This window comes from Streptomyces sp. NPDC001970 (assembly GCF_053594115.1).
Genome location: NZ_JBSFDW010000017.1, coordinates 47,887 through 64,146, shown reverse-complemented (window position 1 = coordinate 64,146; position 16,260 = coordinate 47,887). Strand labels below are relative to the sequence as shown.

Below are 16,260 nucleotides of genomic sequence, written 5' to 3'. Positions count from 1 at the left end.
ATCGGCGCGGGGGTTGCGGGTCGAGTTCTCCAGATGATGGAGGTTCCTAGGCCATCCATCCAGGAGACGCCGAGGTGCTCGACGCTACCCCCCGACCGCTTTCGCCTGTCCTGATCTGACCACGTTCTGTCGGCTCGACAAGCTGGGTCTGGAGGTCACCGGGCAGCGGCTCGAGCCCGATCGTGCGGTGCTGGCGTGGCGACAAGTACGTCACCGTGGTCATCGACCTCACCCCGATCCGTGAGGGCACCGGCCCCGCCCGCGCTTGTCGACGGGCTGCTGGAGATCTCCGGCAGCAGGGCTCGGCGGGGATCCTCCCGCCCCGTGGAGCTGACCGTCGTCGTCCAGTCCGATGTCCGTCCCTGGCGCTATCCGCCGACCTGCGAGTTCCTGTACGGCGAGTGGCTGCGGGACGAGTACGAGCGCGGCGGGACGCCGTCGCCGGCGCCGTGCCCCGACCTCGCGCCGCTGATCACCATGGTGCTGATGGGGGACACCCCGCTGTTCGGTCCGCCGCCGGGGGAGGTGCTCGATCCCGTCCCGCACGAGGACCTCGTCCGCGCCGTCGTCGCGGGTGTGCCGGCGCTGCTCGACGATCTCGAGGGGGACACGCGCAACGTCGTCCTGGCGCTCGCGCGCATCTGGACGACGCTCGCGACCGGGGACATCAGGTCGAAGGACGCGGCCGCGGCCTGGGCGCTCACCCGGCTCCCGGTGGAGCACCGGACGGCGATGGGCCGCGCGCGAGCGATCTGTGCCGGGGACGCGGCGGAGGACTGGACCGACCTCCTGCCGGACGTCCGCGCGCTCGCCGATCGGCTCGTCGCCGCGATCGAGGAGTCGGCCGCGCGCCGCAGCCGGTAAGTCCCTGACGCACCGTCATCGAGGGCCCGGGATCCGCGCAGCGTCATCAAGGCCTTGATCACGATTACCTTGGGTTCTACCGAGCCTCCCATTCATTTTCCCTCCGTTCGGCCTTCACCTTTCTGTGCACACAGGCCCTTCACAACCCGCGAGCGTCAGGTGCGCTTGGGGAGATCTTCCGACCTGTGGCGATAGCGCCGGGGTGGAAGTGGAAGGGGGTGGTTTCGATGGTTCGTGCACGTTTCTTGTACGTGGTGCGCGTATCGCCGCAGAGACCGGATGGCGGGGAGAAGCCCGTCGGATGGCGGCTGGTCGGTGCGAACAACCGTGAACTGGGGCGCGGCGCCGAGGCGTTCGGCAGCCTCGCGGAGTGCCAGGCCGCGGTGGGCGAGCTGCGGGAGAAGGTCGCGGGGGCCCGGCTGCTCATGAGCATGTCGGACGCGGCGAGCAACTGGACATGGCGTGTGGAGATCGAGGGGCGGGTGTTCGCGGTCGCCGGACGGCCCTATCTGCGCCAGCGGGAATGCCAGTTCAACCTCAACCAGTTCCTCGCGGCGGTCCCGGTGGCACAGCTGGCCGAGGGGATGCCGAACCTGCCGCGGCAGCGCGGTGGGTTGCAGCGGGGTCCCGCGCGGCCCAGGTCTACGCGGGCAGAGTCCGACGACGACGGTCACGCCGGCAAGCCGGTCGGCGTCCGGGCCGGGGCGGGTGCGTGATGACCGTGGTCGTGTCCGGAATCGGGCACCCGTCCGATCCCGGTCCAGAGCCCGAGCCCGTCGACGCGCCGCGTGCGGTGCGGGGCAGGGGCGCGCTCGCGGACCGCCTTTTCCGCGGCGGGGCGCGGGGCAGCGGGGCCGTGGTCCTGGCCGTCATGCTGCTGGTCGGGGTCTTCCTGACCTACCGTGCGTCCGAGGCGCTCGGCGTCGCCGAGTTCGGCTTCCTCACCACCTCCGCGTGGGAGCCGGACTCGCACAATTTCGGCATTGCCGCGGTCCTCACCGGCACGGTGCTCATCGGCCTCGTGGCGATCAGCATCGCGGTACCGCTGGCGCTGGGCACCGCGCTGTACATCTCGGAGTACGCGCCCCGGCGGCTGAAGTCGTCCCTCGTCAGCCTCGTCGACCTCATGGCCGCCGTGCCGAGCGTGGTGTACGGCCTCTGCGGCGCCTTCTTCCTGCAGGGGTACATCGTCGGGCTCTCCCGCTGGATCTCCACGTACTTCTCGTGGATCCCGATCTTCGCGGTCGACGGGGCCGACCCGACCGACCCGCTGCAGACGACGACGGTCTACACGTCCTCCAGCTTCATCGCCGGCATCGTCGTGGCGCTCATGGTCACCCCGATCGCCTGCTCGGTGATGCGGGAGACGTTCTCGCAGGCGCCTCCGGGTGAGCGCGAGGGAGCCTTCGCGCTCGGGGCGACGAAGTGGGGAATGATCCGCGCCGTCGTCCTGCCGTTCGGCTGGGGCGGCGTGATCGGCGGCACCATGCTGGGCCTCGGCCGTGCCCTCGGCGAGACCATCGCCGTCTACATGATCATCTCTCCGGTCTTCGTCGTGCAGTGGCACGTCCTGCAGAACGGAACCAACTCCGTGTCCGCGCTGATCGCACTGCGCTACGGCTCCGCGAGCGAGTTCGGCATGTCGGCCCTGATGGCCGCGGGACTCGCGCTGTTCCTGATGACGCTGGTCGTGAACTTCATCGCGTCCTCGGTCGCGGCACGCGGCCGCTCGGGCAGCGGGGCGGAGGCCTGAGATGACCGAACTCATGAAGGACGCGCCCGTGCAGCCGCCGGCGACCGTGCGGCCGGCGGTCGGCGCACCCGAGGACGCGTCCCCCGAAGTCCGCAGGAACACCTCGACCCTGCATGCATCGGACCTCCTCGCCCTGGCCGGCGCGGCCGTGGGCTCGCTGGCGCTGACGGTTCTCCTCTTCGTCTGGATCGCTCCGTTCGACTCGGTCCTGGGCTTCGTGGTCCTCGCGTACGTCCTCTTCCTCGGCCTGTACGCGGCGCTGGTCTCCTTCGACGAGAGCGGCGTGACCGTACGCGACAAGGTCGCGGCGGTGCTGTGGCTGAGCCTCGCTCTGGTCCTGCTGGCGGCGCTGGTCCTGGTGGTGGGCTACACCCTGTGGCGCGGCCGGCCCGCCCTGGTGCACCTCAACTTCTTCGTGGAGGACATGTCGAGCACCGGTCCGCTGCAGCCGCTCAGCCAGGGCGGTGTCGTCCACGCGATCGTGGGCACGCTGGAGCAGATCGCCATCGCGCTGGTGATCACCGTGCCGCTCGGACTGGCGTGCGCGGTGTTCCTCAACGAAGTGCCCGGCAGATACGCCCGGTTCGTACGGACCATCGTCGAGGCGATGACCGCGCTGCCGTCGATCGTGGCCGGACTCTTCATCTACGCCACGGTCATCCTCATCCTCGGCGTCGACAAGTCCGGGTTCGCCGCCGCGCTGGCGATCAGCGTGATGATGCTCCCCATCGTCATCCGGGCCGCCGACGTGGTGATCCGGCTGGTGCCCGGCTCGCTGCGCGAGGCGTCGTACGCCCTGGGCGCCTCCCAGTGGCGCACGGTGTGGACCGTGGTGCTGCCCACCGCGCGCTCCGGGCTCACCACCGCGGTGATCCTGGGCACCGCCCGGGGGATCGGCGAGACCTCACCGGTGCTGCTCACCTCCGGCCTCGCGACGGGCCTGAACGCCAATCCGTTCAGCGGCCCGCAGGTCTCGTTGCCGCTGGCCACGTTCGGACTCGTCGGGTCCCCCCAGCCCAGCCTGATCGCCCGCGGGTTCGGCTCCGCCGCCCTGCTGATGGTCATCGTGCTGATGCTGTTCGTGGTGGCCCGCGTGATCGGCGGTCGCGGTCCCGGCGAGCTGAGCCGCAACCAGCAGCACCGGCGGGTGGTGGCCTCGCGCCGCGACGCCGAGCGCATGGCCCGGCGCGCCCGGCTCAGGACGCAGGCAGCCGGGGCGCCCGGGGGCTTCCCGGCAACGGCCGCCCCACCGCCCGGCCCGTCCGACGCCTCCGTCCGGCCCCCGGAGTGACCGGACGCCGCGCAACGCGTCCCGCACCCGCACCGCCGTGCACCGCCCCGTACCGACCAGACCACACCGACCAGGAGTCACCAGCCATGCCCGGATCGCCTCCGGCAACGACAGCACGCCTCCTCCCGAGAGTCGTGACCGCCTTCGCTCTCGTGGCCGCCCTCCTGCTCGGCGTCGCGATGCCGGGCGCCGAGCCCGCCGTCGCCGCCACCTACGTCCCGATCTCGGGTGCCGGATCCACCTGGAGCCAGAACGCCCTCGATCAGTGGAAGGCCAACGTCAAGCAGTACGGCATGACGGTCAACTACAACCCCACCGGGTCGTCCGACGGCCGTAACCAGTTCCGGAACGGCACCGTGGACTACGGCGTCTCCGAGATCCCGTACGGCATCAAGGACTCGGGCGTCGTCGACTCGCCGCCGTCCCGCAAGTACGCCTACATGCCGATCGTGGCCGGCGGAACCTCGTTCATGTACAACCTCATGATCGGCAACCGGCGGGTGACCAACCTCCGGCTGTCCGGAGAGGTCGTCGCCAAGATCTTCACCGGGCAGATCAAGACCTGGAACGACCCGGCGATCAAGGCCGACAACCCGGCGCTCGCCTCGGCGCTGCCAGCCCGCCGGGTCGTGCCCGTGGTGCGCTCCGACGGCTCCGGCACCAGCGCGCAGTTCACCAAGTGGCTGAGCGTGAAGCACAGATCCCTGTGGGACGACTACTGCCGCAGGGCGGGCCGCCAGACTCCGTGCGGGGAGACGTCGAACTTCCCGATCGTTCCGGGCAGCGGCTTCGTCGGCCAGTCGGGCTCGAACGGAGTGTCCGGCTACGTCGCCCAGAGGGGCAACGTCGGCACCATCACCTACGTCGAGTACTCCTTCGCGGTGTACACCACCCACTTCCCGGTGGCCAAGGTGCTCAACGAGGCCGGGTACTACACCGAACCGACCGCCAAGAACGTGGCGGTGGCGCTCACGAAGGCGAGGATCGAGGAGAACCCCTCCTCGCCGGAGTATCTGACGCAGAAGCTCGAGGGCGTCTACAACGACACCGACAAGCGGTCCTATCCGCTGTCGAGCTACAGCTACATGATCATCCCGACCAAGCTGGAGTCCAACTTCAACGCCCAGAAGGGCAAGACCCTCGGGGCCTTCGCGTACTACTTCCTCTGCCAGGGGCAGCAGCGGGTCGACCGTCTCGGCTACTCACCGCTCCCCATCAACCTCGTGGAGGCCGGGCTCCAGCAGGTCCGCAAGATCCCCGGCGTGAACCCCGAGAACATCAACATCAAGAACTGCCACAACCCCACCTTCTCCAGCGACGGCACCAACACGCTGGCCAAGACCGCGCCCTACCCGCCCGCCTGTGACTTCAAGGGCCCGACGCAGTGCTCCACCGGCACGGGCGGCGCCAAGACCCCGACCACCGTCAACGGCTCGGGCTCGGGCTCGGGCTCCGGCGGCAGTTCGTCGGGCTCCGCCCAGGGCGGCACGAACGGCGGCAGCACCGGCTCGGGAGGTGCGACCGCCGGCGCGGGCGGCAAGGGCACGGGCGGTACGACGACCGGCACCGGCAGCGGCGGGGCCACGGGCGGCCCCGGTGGAGCCACGATCGACCCGGACACGGGCCAGGTCATCGGGGACGGTGGCGGGGCGGCCGGCGGCAGCGGCGATGCTTTCGCCGTACCGGTCACGACCTCCAGGGGCATCGGCGGCGGCACGCGGACCGCGCTCATGGCGGTGGCGGGCGTGCTGATGGTGGCGATCACCGTCGGACCGCCGCTGATCGGCCGGCGGCTGAAGCGAGGCCGGTCATGATCGCAGCGCTCCGCCGCTTCCTCGCGACCTCGGTCACTGTCGCCCTCGTCCTGCTCTCCGTGATCGGCACCGCCGTGCTGGCGTCTGCGCCATGGCCGGCGGACGCCGCAGACCGGGCCGGAGCCGGGGACGGATCCGCGGTGACCGTCTCCGGACAGGGCCCCTACGCGAATGTGAAGGTGACGGTCGGCCAGACGCGGAACCTGGTCAACCAGGCCGTGAAGATCAGCTGGCAGGGCGCCGCTCCCACGGTCCCGGACACCAACTACGCCGCCAACTACCTCCAGATCATGCAGTGCTGGGGGGACGACGCCGCGGGACCCAGCCCCGAGCAGTGCCAGTTCGGCGGCACGTCCGCACAGGAGCTCGGCAACTCCGCCGGCGCGTTCACCAACACCCGGCAGCTGACCTACGGCGGGCTCAAGGACCCGGCCCAGCAGCTTCCCCCGGCGGGCGAGACCGGCATCTCGTACGTCCCCTTCAAGTCCGTCACCGGCGATGTGAGCACGAAGGGGAACTGGAACGACTTCTACGACGTGAACACCACGAACGAAGTCGCCCACGCCCGCAGCGGCCCCGACGGCAAGGGCGAGGTGTACTTCGAGGCCCAGACGGCGCTGGAGGCGCCGGGTCTCGGCTGCGGCGAGGTGCAGGCCGGCTCCTCGAACGGGTCGCAGGGACGATCCTGCTGGCTGGTGGTCGTGCCGCGCGGCGAGACGGAGGTCGACGGCAGCTCGTACCGCGCCCAGTCGAGCGGACAGCTGCAGTCGTCGCCGCTCAGCGCGAGCAACTGGCAGCACCGCCTCGTCGTGCCGTTGCGCTTCGAACCGATCGGCAGCTTCTGCCCGATCGGCGCCGACGAACGGAGCGCACTCGGGCACGAGATCATCGCCGAGGCCGTCATCCGCTGGCAGCCGGCCCTGTGCCAGACCGGCAGCCGGACCATCTACGGCTATGCGAAGGTGACCGACGAAACGGCCCGCGGCCAGTTGGTCTCCGACGCGCCCGGCATGGTGTTCCTGGGCCGCCCGGTCACCGGCGACCAGGTTCCGGAGGGACCGAAACCCGTCTACGCGCCCGTGGCGCTGTCCGGGCTGACCATCGGCTTCTTCGTCGAGAGCCAGGCCCGCTCCAGCGCGCCCGCCGAGGTCAAGGCACGCAACGGAGCACGGCTGACCAGCCTCAACCTCACCCCGCGGCTCGTCGCCAAGCTGCTCACCGAGTCCTACCAGGACGGCAACTCGCGCTTGGCGCCGAGCACCGCGGAGAACCCCTTCAACCTGGTGTACGACCCGGAGTTCCTCAAGCACAACCCCGCCTACAAGGACCTCGAGTACCGCTCCAGCCTCGGCGACGCGCTGGTGGCGGAGGAACTGTCCGACGCGACGGGGCAGCTGTGGAACTGGGTCGACCAGGACCCGGCCGCCCGGGAGTTCCTCGACGGCACCCCGGACAACGAGGGACGTCACGGCGACCCCGCCTTCTCGGGGATGAAGGTCAACCCGCACTACCGGGGCATCGACCTGCCGATCAGCGACTTCCCCAAGAGCGACCCGTTCTGCCAGCCGTTCGCGGACCACCCGGACCATCCCCTGTGCATCCAGGACAAGCACCCGTACGCCTCCGACATGCACACGGCCGCCCGAGCGGCCTCCCGCGGCGACACCCTGGCCCGGGCCAACTGGGACGGCACCAGCACGCCCCCCGGCTACAAGAAGACCCCGCCGCAGACCGCGGGCCAGCGGGCGGTCCTCGCCGTGACCGACACGGCGACGGCCGGCCGCTACGGGCTGGTGACGGCCAAGCTCCAGAACGCCGCGGGCCGCTTCGTCGGCCCGGACGAGGCCGGACTGCTCGCCGGCCAGACGGCGATGAAGCCCAGCGGCGTCGACGGAGTGCTGAGCCCCGACCCGATGACCAATGCCCGGGACGCCTACCCGCTCACCCTCCTCTCCTACGCCGCGACCGTGCCCGAGCGGCTCACCAAGGAGGAGGGCCGGGACTACGCGGCGCTCCTGAAATACGCGGCGGGCGCCGGCCAGCAGCCGGGTGTGGCGGCCGGAACCCTCCCCGAGGGATATGCCCCGCTGCCGCAGAGCCTGCGCGCGCAGACCCGTGCCGCGGCCGATGCCATCGCGTCCCGGGCGGGCGCCTCGCCCGCCCCCGGCGATGACTCCGGCGGCTCAGCGGCGGGCCCGGACTCCTCCGGCGGCGGTACGGCAGCCGGCGGGAACACGAGCGGCGGCACCGGGACGACGGGCGGGCAGCCGGGCGCGGCCGGAGGCGCCGTGGCGTCCCCGTCCGCGGCGGCCGCGCAGCCCTCGGGGAAGCCCTCACCGGGCGCACCCGCCGCCGCCTCCGGGGAACCGCTCCTCCGCACTCCGGCCTGGGCGCTCGGAGCGGTGCGCTACGCCCTTCTGATCGCCCTCGTCGTCGGGCTCGCCGCCGCGGCCGGCGGCCACCTGCTTCCCCGGGTGGTGCCGCGGCTGTCGGCGGGAATCGCGGCCCGGCGTGCCGGGGCCACGCCCTCAGGAAAGCAAGGGGGGTGATGCCCGAACCCGAAACACCGACAGGTCCGCGCCAACGAACTGTCCGAACACGCGCCGGGCATCACCCGGCGAAAGCCTATCCGAGAGGTAACGCACGTGAACAAGCGAAAGACAGCCATTGCCGCCGTCGGCATAGCCGGTCTGCTCACCGGCAGCGTCTGCGCGAGCCAGGCCGTCGCCGACCCCTCCGGGCCGCCGCCCTACCGCCAGCTCTCCGGTGTCGGCTCCGACACCACCCAGGACGTGATGAACGGCCTGGCCAACGCCATCACCATCGGCGGCCAGAAGGTCATCGGCTCGTACGACGCCACCGGCTCGGCCCAGATCACCACCAAGAACCCCGCCACCACCCCGGGCTGCACCATCAACCGCCCGAACGGCTCGGGCGCCGGTCGCACCGCCCTGCTGAACTCCCTGCAGGCGAACAACGGCTGCCTCGACTTCTCCCGGTCCTCCAGCCTCAGCCTGGGCGCCGCGAACCCCGGGCTGACGTACGTGCCGTTCGCCGTGGACGCCGTGAGCTACGCGATCACGCCCACCAGCGCCGTGCCGCGCAAGCTCACCCTGAACGACCTCAAGGCGATCTACCACTGCGACGCCAACTACGTGGGCCAGGGCCCCAACTACAGCCTGACGGTCTACCTGCCGCAGGCGGGCTCGGGCACCCGCAGCTTCTGGCAGTCCACGATGGGCATCACCGAGGCCGACGTGGTCGCCGGTGTCTACCCCTGCATCAAGGACGCCAAGGGCGGCGCTCCCGTCCAGGAGCACGACGGCCGTGTCCTCGACGACAAGTCGATCGTCCCGTTCTCCATCGCGCAGTACAACTCGCAGGCCTCGCAGACGATCGCGGACCTCCGCGGCCTCGCGATCCTCGGCACCATCGACGGTTTCGCGCCGAACACTCTGAACAGCAATTTCGGTGTGAAGCGTGACGTCTACAACGTCATCCCGACCAGCAAGATCGGGACGGCGCCGTGGAGCACGGTCTTCGTCGGCTCGAACTCCCTCGTCTGCCAGCAGCAGGGCGTGATCAACACGTACGGCTTCGCGACCAACGCGAACTGCGGCGACACCAGCAAGCAGACCCCCTGACGCTCCGGCGGCGCGCCCTTCCCGGCCGCCTTCCGAAGCACCCCCAACCCCCCATGTCCGACGCAACGCTCATGCCACTTCCGAATCCTTCCCAGAAGGAGAGCACGACTGTGTGGAAGAACTCACTCTCGCGGAGCCTGGCGGGTGGCCTCGCGAGCCTGATGGCCGTGCTGGCGGGCGGCCTGCTCCTGGCCCCCGCGGCGCACGCCGCCGAAATCGGTACCGCCGAGGTCACCCCGGCGACCGGCTCCGACACCTCCAGCATGTCGCTGACCACGTCGGGCCCCTGCCCCGACAGCGCCACCAACGTCATCGTCACGGTGACCGGTTCGGGCTTCCCGGCCGCAGGCCAGAACGTGGTCGGCAACTCGCCGATCGCGACGTACGCATCGACCCCGGAGGGCGGGCTCGTCATCCCGCTCACCCAGACGATGCGTGACTACGCCAACACGGCCGGCTTCACCAACCTGACGGGCAAGTACACCTTCCTCGTCACCTGCCGTACGGCCTTCAACCCCACCAGCCTCGGGGACTTCCCGGGCTCGGTCTGGTTCACGTCCAACACGACGTACCAGAACACCGACCCCTCCGCGGTCACCGACACCACCACCTCCCTCGCCGTCTCCCCGGCCGCCCCGGTCACCGCGGGCACCCCGGTGACGCTGACCGCGAACGTCGGCCCGGCCGGCGCGGCGGGCACCGTGCAGTTCCGTGACAACGGCGCGGCACTGGGCGGCCCGGTGACCGTCTCCGGCGGCCAGGCCCAGCTCACCACGAGCAACCTGGGCGCAGGCACCCACTCGCTGACGGCCGCCTTCACGCCGTCGAGCGCCGCCTACAACGGGTCCACGTCGAGCGCCGTCTCGTACCAGGTCAACGCCGCCCCGGCGACGCCGACCACCACCGCGCTGGCCGTCTCGCCCGCGGGCACCGCCCCGCAGTTCAGCCCGGTCACCATGACCGCGTCGGTGGCGCCCGCGGCGGCGGCCGGTTCGGTCAAGTTCCAGGACACCACGGGCGGTACGACCACCACGCTGGCCACGGTGCCCGTCGCCGCCGGCCAGGCGACCTTCACGACCAGCAGCCTGGCGCCCGGCGACCACTCCTTCTCGGCGACCTTCGTGCCGGCGAACACCGCCGCCCACCTGGGCTCCGACTCCGCCGCGGTCGCGTACGTCGTCGGCGCCTTCGCCGGTGTCACCGCCTCGCAGGACATCACCACGACCGTCGAGGCCGGTGCGCTGGTCATCAGCGTCGACAACCCGCACGTCACCCTGCCCTCCCCGCAGCTCAACGCCAACGGCGACCTGCTGGCCACCACGGGCGCCATCAACGCGGTCACGCTGACCGACACCCGCGCCGGCAACCCCGGCTGGTCCGTCAGCGGTCAGGTGGCCGACTTCTCCGACGGCGGCACGCACAAGATCAACGGTCAGAACCTCGGCTGGACGCCGAAGCTGATCGACAAGGGTGCGTCCCAGACCGTCACGGCCGGCGCGGCGGTCGCCGCGGCGAACGGTGTCGACCCCGCGGACGCGGGCACGGCCGGACTCAAGTCCTCCCGTTCCCTCGCCACGGGCGCCGGTCTGGGCACGGCCCACCTCGGCGCGGACCTCGCCCTCAACGCGCCGACCTCGACCGTGGCCGGCACCTACACGGCCACGCTCACCCTGACGGCCATCTGACCCCGTCGGATGGTTCCGGGCGGCCCCACCCCCAGGTCGTGCCGCCCCGACCGGGACGGGCAGCGATGCCCGTCCCGGTCACACCTCCGCTCCCGCCGTTCCGCGCCCGATCGGACGACCCGACATGATCACCACCTCAGCCCGCCGAATCGCCGCCGCGCTCGCCGCCGGCCTCATCGCCGTCCTCCCGGCCACTGCCGCAGCCGCCTCGGCCGCATCCCCGGTCCCGGCCACCCGGCAGAGCGACGGCGGACAGGGGCGCACCACGTTCGGCGTCCAGCCCTCCGCAGCCAAGAAGCCCGACGCGCGGCCGAACTTCTCGTACGGGGCGACCCCGGGGGCCGTCGTCAAGGACCACATCGCCGTCTTCAACTACTCCGACAGGCCGCTCACGCTCCGCGTGTACGCGGGCGACGCCTTCACCACGGCCGACGGCGGCTTCGACCTGTTCGCGGCGGACCACAAGCCGACCGATGTCGGCGCCTGGGTCAAGCTCGGCAGGAACGTCCTGAGCGTGCCCCGCCGCTCCCACGTGATCGTCCCCTTCACGATGACCGTCCCCCGCAACGCCACCCCCGGGGACCACACCGGGGGCATCGTCGCGTCGCTGTCCGCGGTGCGTACGGACAAGAAGGGCAACAAGGTCTCGGTCGACCAGCGGGTCGGCGCCCGGATCTATCTGCGGCTCTCCGGCGAACTGAATTCCCAGCTCGCCGTCGAGGACCTGCACACCACCTACCACGGCACCACGAACCCCTTCGGGACCGGCAGCGCGACCGTCACGTACACCGTGCGCAACATCGGGAACGTCCGGCTGGCGGCCCGTCAGGCGGTGCACGTGCGCGACGCGCTCGGCGGCGAGGCCGACGTGGCGAAGGTCCGCGGCATCACCGAACTGCTCCCCGGCGCCTCCCTGAAGATCACCACCTCGGCCACGGGCGTCCGCCCCACCGTGCGCGACACCACCACGGTCACCGTCGACCCCGAGCCCGTACGGGGCGACGTGAAGCACCGCGTGCTGCCGCGCGTCACCCGCACCGCCGCGTTTCCGGCCGTGCCGTGGACGCTGCTGATCGTGCTGTGCGCCGTCGCCGTGCTCCTGACGCTGAACCTCGTCCGAAGGCGTCGGCGCCGCGGACCGACGCGGGGCCCCTCCGGGCAGCGCCGCACCGAAGCCGCCGCGACCCAGGGCCTCGCCTCGTCGGCCGCCGGCCTGGCGGCGGTCGTGCTGGCCGCCGCGGCGATCGTGGCCGGCACCCCGGCCGGCGCACGGGCGGCGGAGAACGGGGCACTGGCCGTCACCCCCGCGCGGGGAAGCGACGCCGAGCCGATCACCCTCACCGCCGCCGGACCCTGCCCCGCGAAGACCACCAACGTCATCGCCCGCGTCACCGGAGCGGGATTCCCGCGCGGCGGCCAGATCGTCGTCGGCAACGCGCCCCTCGCCACGTATCCGCAGGCGCCGGGCGGCGGTCTCGCGATCCCCCTGACCTTCACGATGCGGGACTACGCCAGCAGGGCCGGGTTCACGGCGCTGCGCGGCACCTACACCTTCACGGTCAGCTGTCTGAAGGGCCCCTTCGACCTGACGAGCCTGCGGGACTTCACCGGATCCCTGCGGTTCACCGCGAAGAACGCGTACCGGGACGGGACGTCCGTCGCGGCCGTGGAGGGCACCGCCCAGGGCGAGAAGGCGCCCGGGCGGTCCGGACAGCCCGTACCGCCGACCGCGTCGGGGGGCGGTACGGGCGCAGGAACGCAGGGAGCTGCACCGGGGAGCGCGGCGGGCGCGGGCGACGCGGCCTCCGTGATGCCCACCGCCCCCGCGAACGGTGCCGGTGCGCCCGCCGCCGCTGCCGGCGACGCGGATCCCCGGAACTCCGGCACCTCGTTCGCCGCCTGGTCGGTGGCCGGTTTCGCGGTCGCCCTCCTCTCGCTCGTCGCGGGTGCCGCCCACTGGGCGCGCGGCCGCCGGGCTCGCGCCGCCGCCCCGTCCGCCACGGACGACTGACCACGCCCCGCACCCCCACCACACCCACCCCACGCACTCATGTCGTGCATCCACTGCTGAGGAGAGACCCACCATGCCGAGCACATTGATCACCAGGCCGGCCGCCGTCGTCATCGGCTCGCTGGCGGCGGTGTCCTGCGCGGCCGCGCTGTTCGCCGCGGGCGCCGCGCATGCCGAGCCCGCCGGTTCGATGGAGGTGGCCCCGCACACCGGAACGGACGTCAGCCTGATGGAGCTGACCACGTCGGCCGTCTGCCCGGAGACGGCGACCAACCTCATGGTCACGGTGAAGGGCTCGGGCTTCCCGGCCGAGGGCCAGAACGTGGTGAGCAACTCGCCGCTCACCACGTACGGGACCACGCCGGGCGGCGGCATCAAGGTGCCGCTGACCTTCACCATGCGGGACTACGCGAACCTCGCCGGGTTCACCACGCTGCAGGGCCGCTACGACTTCACGCTGATCTGCCGCACCGCCTTCAACGGCACCAGCCTCGGGGACTTCACCGCGCCGATCTGGTTCACCTCCGACACGGAGTACCGGGACACCGACCCGGCCGGCCCCTCCACGCCGCCTTCCTCCTCGTCGCCCTCCACCACCAACTCCCCGACCGGCACGGCGTCGCCGACGGACACCGCCTCGCCGACCGACACCGCGAGCCCCACGGACACCGCGTCGCCGACGGACACCGCCTCGCCGACCGACACCGCGAGCCCGACGGACACCGCGACCCCGGACGGCGGCTCCCAGGGCATCACGACCGAGGTCAGCGGCGGTTCGAGCGGCTCGGGCGGTACGGGCGGCGGCAACGGCTCCCTCGCGGCCACCGGCGCCGACGCGACCGTGCTCGGCGCGGTGTCGGCCGCCCTCGTCGCGGCGGGTGTCACCGTCGTCCGCCGGGCACGCCGGCGCGAGGAGTTCCCCGTCACCGACACCCCCAACGTCTGAGCCGGGGAGACACACCGACCATGAAGTTCCCCACCGCGCGTCGGCCCCTGTCGGTCGCACTCGCGCCCCTGCTCGCCGCCGGTGCGATCGCGCTCGGCACCGGCGGCGCCCGAGCGGACACCCTCGGCACGATGGAGGTGACGCCCGGCGCCGGTACGGACAGCAGCGGCGCCCCGGGGCATCCGATCACCCTCACCGTGACGGCGAAGCGCGCCGGACACGCCGCCGTCCCCGCCACCTCCACGGCGCGGAGGATCGGATGACGGCACCGGGCGCCGTGGCCGACACCACGGCACAGGGAGAGCAGCCGCCTCCGGCGGGCGGCCGGCCCGCCGGCGACCCGTGGCTCCCGCCGCCCGGCCGGGCGCGCCCGCCGCGCCCGGCCGCCGGCCCCGGACTGCGCGTCGCAAGCGCGGCGCTGAGCATCCTGGCCGCGCTGCTGCTCGGGTTCGTCGTCGACGCCGGTCTCGTCGGCCAGCTGCGCCACGCGCGCGACCAGCAGGTCGACTACGCGGACTTCCGCAACGCCCTGGCCAACGGGACGGCCCCGGTCGGCCGTTCCGAGGGCGGCGGCACGGCGGCCGCGCCCGGGGATCCGGTGGCGCTGCTGGAGATACCCGCGCTCGGCCTGCGCGAAGTCGTCGGCGAGGGCACCACGGCGGAGGACCTGGGACGGGGGCCCGGCCACCGCCGGGACACGCCCCTGCCCGGCCAGGCCGGAGTCAGCGTCGTCATGGGCCGGCAGGCCGCCTACGGTGGGCCGTTCGGCCGGCTCGGCGAACTGAGCACGGGGGACAGATTCACCGTGACCACGGGCCAGGGCAAGCACACGTACCGGGTCATCGGCCCGCGCCGCGCCGGTGACCCGCAGCCGCCCGCGCCCGCCGAGGGCGGCGGCCGGCTCACCCTCATCACGGCCGACGGCACCCCGTTCATGCCCCGCGGCATCCTGCGGCTCGACGCCGACCTGGTCTCCGACGTCCAGCCCACACCGGCGCCGGCCCTCCCGCCGGGCGCCCTGCCGGAGGACGAGACGGCGATGGCCACACAGCAGGCGGCCTGGCTGCCGCTGGTGCTGTGGGGGCAGGGCCTCGTGCTTGCGGCCGCGGGCCTGGCCTGGGCACACGCCCGCTGGGGGCGGCCGCACACCTGGGTGGTCGGGGTACCCCTGCTCGGCGCACTCGGCCTCGCCGTCGCCGACCAGGCGGTCCTGCTCCTCCCCAACCTGCTGTGACCGTGACCGAGTTCTGCCGGACTTTCATGAGTAAGGACATGCCGTGACCCAACAGAGCACGCGGACCGAGACCACCCTTCCGCTGCCGACGCACCCCGGCGGGGCCCGGAGCACCGGCGGCACCGGGGCCACCCTCGACGCCCGGCGGATCTCGGCCTGGTTCGGCGACCACAAAGTCCTCGATCGCGTGTCGCTGACCATGCCGGCGAGCCTGGTCACGGCGCTCATCGGCCCGTCCGGCTGCGGCAAGTCGACCTTCCTGCGCATCCTCAACCGCATGCACGAGCTCGTCCCGTCCGCCTCGCTGGCGGGCGAGGTGATGATCGACGGGCAGGACATCTACGAGGCGGGGCAGCGGCTGACGGAAGCCCGGCGCCAGGTCGGCATGGTCTTCCAGAAGCCCAACCCGTTCCCGGCGATGTCCATCTACGACAACGTCACCGCGGGCCTGAAGCTCACCGGCATCCGCATGGGCGGCGCGGCCAAGGACGACCTCGTCGAGGAGTGCCTGACCAAGGCGGGTCTGTGGAAGGAGGTCCGCACCCGCCTGCGCCAGCCCGGCGGGGCGCTCTCCGGAGGCCAGCAGCAGCGCCTGTGCATCGCCCGGTCCCTGGCGGTGCGGCCCAAGGTGCTGCTGATGGACGAGCCGTGCTCGGCGCTGGACCCCACGTCCACGCGCCGTATCGAGGAGACGATCCGGGAACTGGCGCACGAGGTGACGATCGTGATCGTCACGCACAACATGCAGCAAGCGGCGCGGGTCTCCGACCAGTGCGCGTTCTTCCTCGCGGAGCAGGGCACCCCGGGGGCGATCGTCGAACACGGCCCCACGTCGGCCATGTTCGGCACCCCCTCGGACCCGCGCACGGCCGACTACGTCGAGGGCCGCTTCGGGTAGGGGCGCCACCTGCGGCGGGCCTCCTCCCCGAGCCCGGCCCCGGGGCCCCGGACCGTCCGGTGGGCCCGCCGCAGGCGCCCTCGCGCGCGCACCCAGTGCGGTAAGGGGCCCTTGCTCATG

13 protein-coding genes are annotated in these 16,260 nt (G+C 72.3%); all 13 read left to right on the top strand.

Annotated elements, in window-relative coordinates; genetic code table 11:
- Positions 1–240: 240 nt before the first annotated feature.
- The 13 genes from ACWCP0_RS21235 to ACWCP0_RS21175 all read left to right on the top strand — a co-directional run bounded on the left by ACWCP0_RS21235 (position 241) and on the right by ACWCP0_RS21175 (position 16,140).
- Entirely contained in the window at positions 241–864 is a 624-nt protein-coding gene (locus ACWCP0_RS21235; RefSeq protein ID WP_451080356.1) for an aminoglycoside adenylyltransferase domain-containing protein, read from the top strand.
- Between the two features lie 227 nt (positions 865–1,091).
- Entirely contained in the window at positions 1,092–1,580 is a 489-nt protein-coding gene (locus ACWCP0_RS21230) for a hypothetical protein (protein WP_451080355.1), read from the top strand.
- The gene (pstC, locus tag ACWCP0_RS21225; RefSeq protein ID WP_351231858.1) at positions 1,580–2,617 is read left to right on the top strand and encodes a phosphate ABC transporter permease subunit PstC; all 1,038 of its coding nucleotides are present in this window, start codon (positions 1,580–1,582) and stop codon (positions 2,615–2,617) included. Before ACWCP0_RS21230 ends, pstC begins: the two co-directional genes overlap by 1 nt.
- Position 2,618: 1 nt before the next feature.
- Complete coding sequence (gene pstA / locus ACWCP0_RS21220; protein WP_451080354.1) at positions 2,619–3,908, top strand: phosphate ABC transporter permease PstA; 1,290 nt, start codon at positions 2,619–2,621, stop codon at positions 3,906–3,908.
- A gap of 134 nt (positions 3,909–4,042) precedes the next feature.
- A complete protein-coding gene (gene pstS, locus ACWCP0_RS21215; RefSeq protein WP_451080353.1) occupies positions 4,043–5,722 on the top strand; it encodes a phosphate ABC transporter substrate-binding protein PstS in 1,680 nt (559 codons plus the stop codon).
- Positions 5,719–8,271 (top strand): hypothetical protein, encoded by a 2,553-nt coding sequence (locus ACWCP0_RS21210; protein WP_451080352.1) that lies wholly within the window; start codon positions 5,719–5,721, stop codon positions 8,269–8,271. Before pstS ends, ACWCP0_RS21210 begins: the two co-directional genes overlap by 4 nt.
- Positions 8,272–8,367: 96 nt before the next feature.
- The gene (locus ACWCP0_RS21205; protein ID WP_451080351.1) at positions 8,368–9,366 is read left to right on the top strand and encodes a substrate-binding domain-containing protein; all 999 of its coding nucleotides are present in this window, start codon (positions 8,368–8,370) and stop codon (positions 9,364–9,366) included.
- Between the two features lie 110 nt (positions 9,367–9,476).
- Positions 9,477–11,051: an Ig-like domain repeat protein gene (locus tag ACWCP0_RS21200; RefSeq protein WP_451080350.1), complete on the top strand. Its 1,575-nt coding sequence runs from the start codon at positions 9,477–9,479 to the stop codon at positions 11,049–11,051.
- 124 nt (positions 11,052–11,175) lie between these two features.
- On the top strand, positions 11,176–13,062 hold the full coding sequence (locus tag ACWCP0_RS21195) for a WxL protein peptidoglycan domain-containing protein (protein ID WP_451080349.1): 1,887 nt from the start codon (positions 11,176–11,178) through the stop codon (positions 13,060–13,062).
- Between the two features lie 73 nt (positions 13,063–13,135).
- Positions 13,136–14,008, top strand: coding sequence for a hypothetical protein (locus tag ACWCP0_RS21190; RefSeq protein WP_451080348.1), 873 nt, complete (start codon positions 13,136–13,138; stop codon positions 14,006–14,008).
- A gap of 20 nt (positions 14,009–14,028) precedes the next feature.
- Positions 14,029–14,271, top strand: a complete 243-nt coding sequence (locus ACWCP0_RS21185; RefSeq protein ID WP_451080347.1) for a hypothetical protein — start codon at positions 14,029–14,031, stop codon at positions 14,269–14,271.
- Positions 14,268–15,242 (top strand): sortase, encoded by a 975-nt coding sequence (locus ACWCP0_RS21180; RefSeq protein WP_451080346.1) that lies wholly within the window; start codon positions 14,268–14,270, stop codon positions 15,240–15,242. Before ACWCP0_RS21185 ends, ACWCP0_RS21180 begins: the two co-directional genes overlap by 4 nt.
- Before the next feature lie 82 nt (positions 15,243–15,324).
- Positions 15,325–16,140 carry a phosphate ABC transporter ATP-binding protein gene (locus ACWCP0_RS21175; RefSeq protein WP_451080450.1) on the top strand — a complete coding sequence of 272 codons (816 nt, stop codon included), beginning with the start codon at positions 15,325–15,327 and terminating at the stop codon, positions 16,138–16,140.
- Positions 16,141–16,260 lie beyond the last annotated feature (120 nt).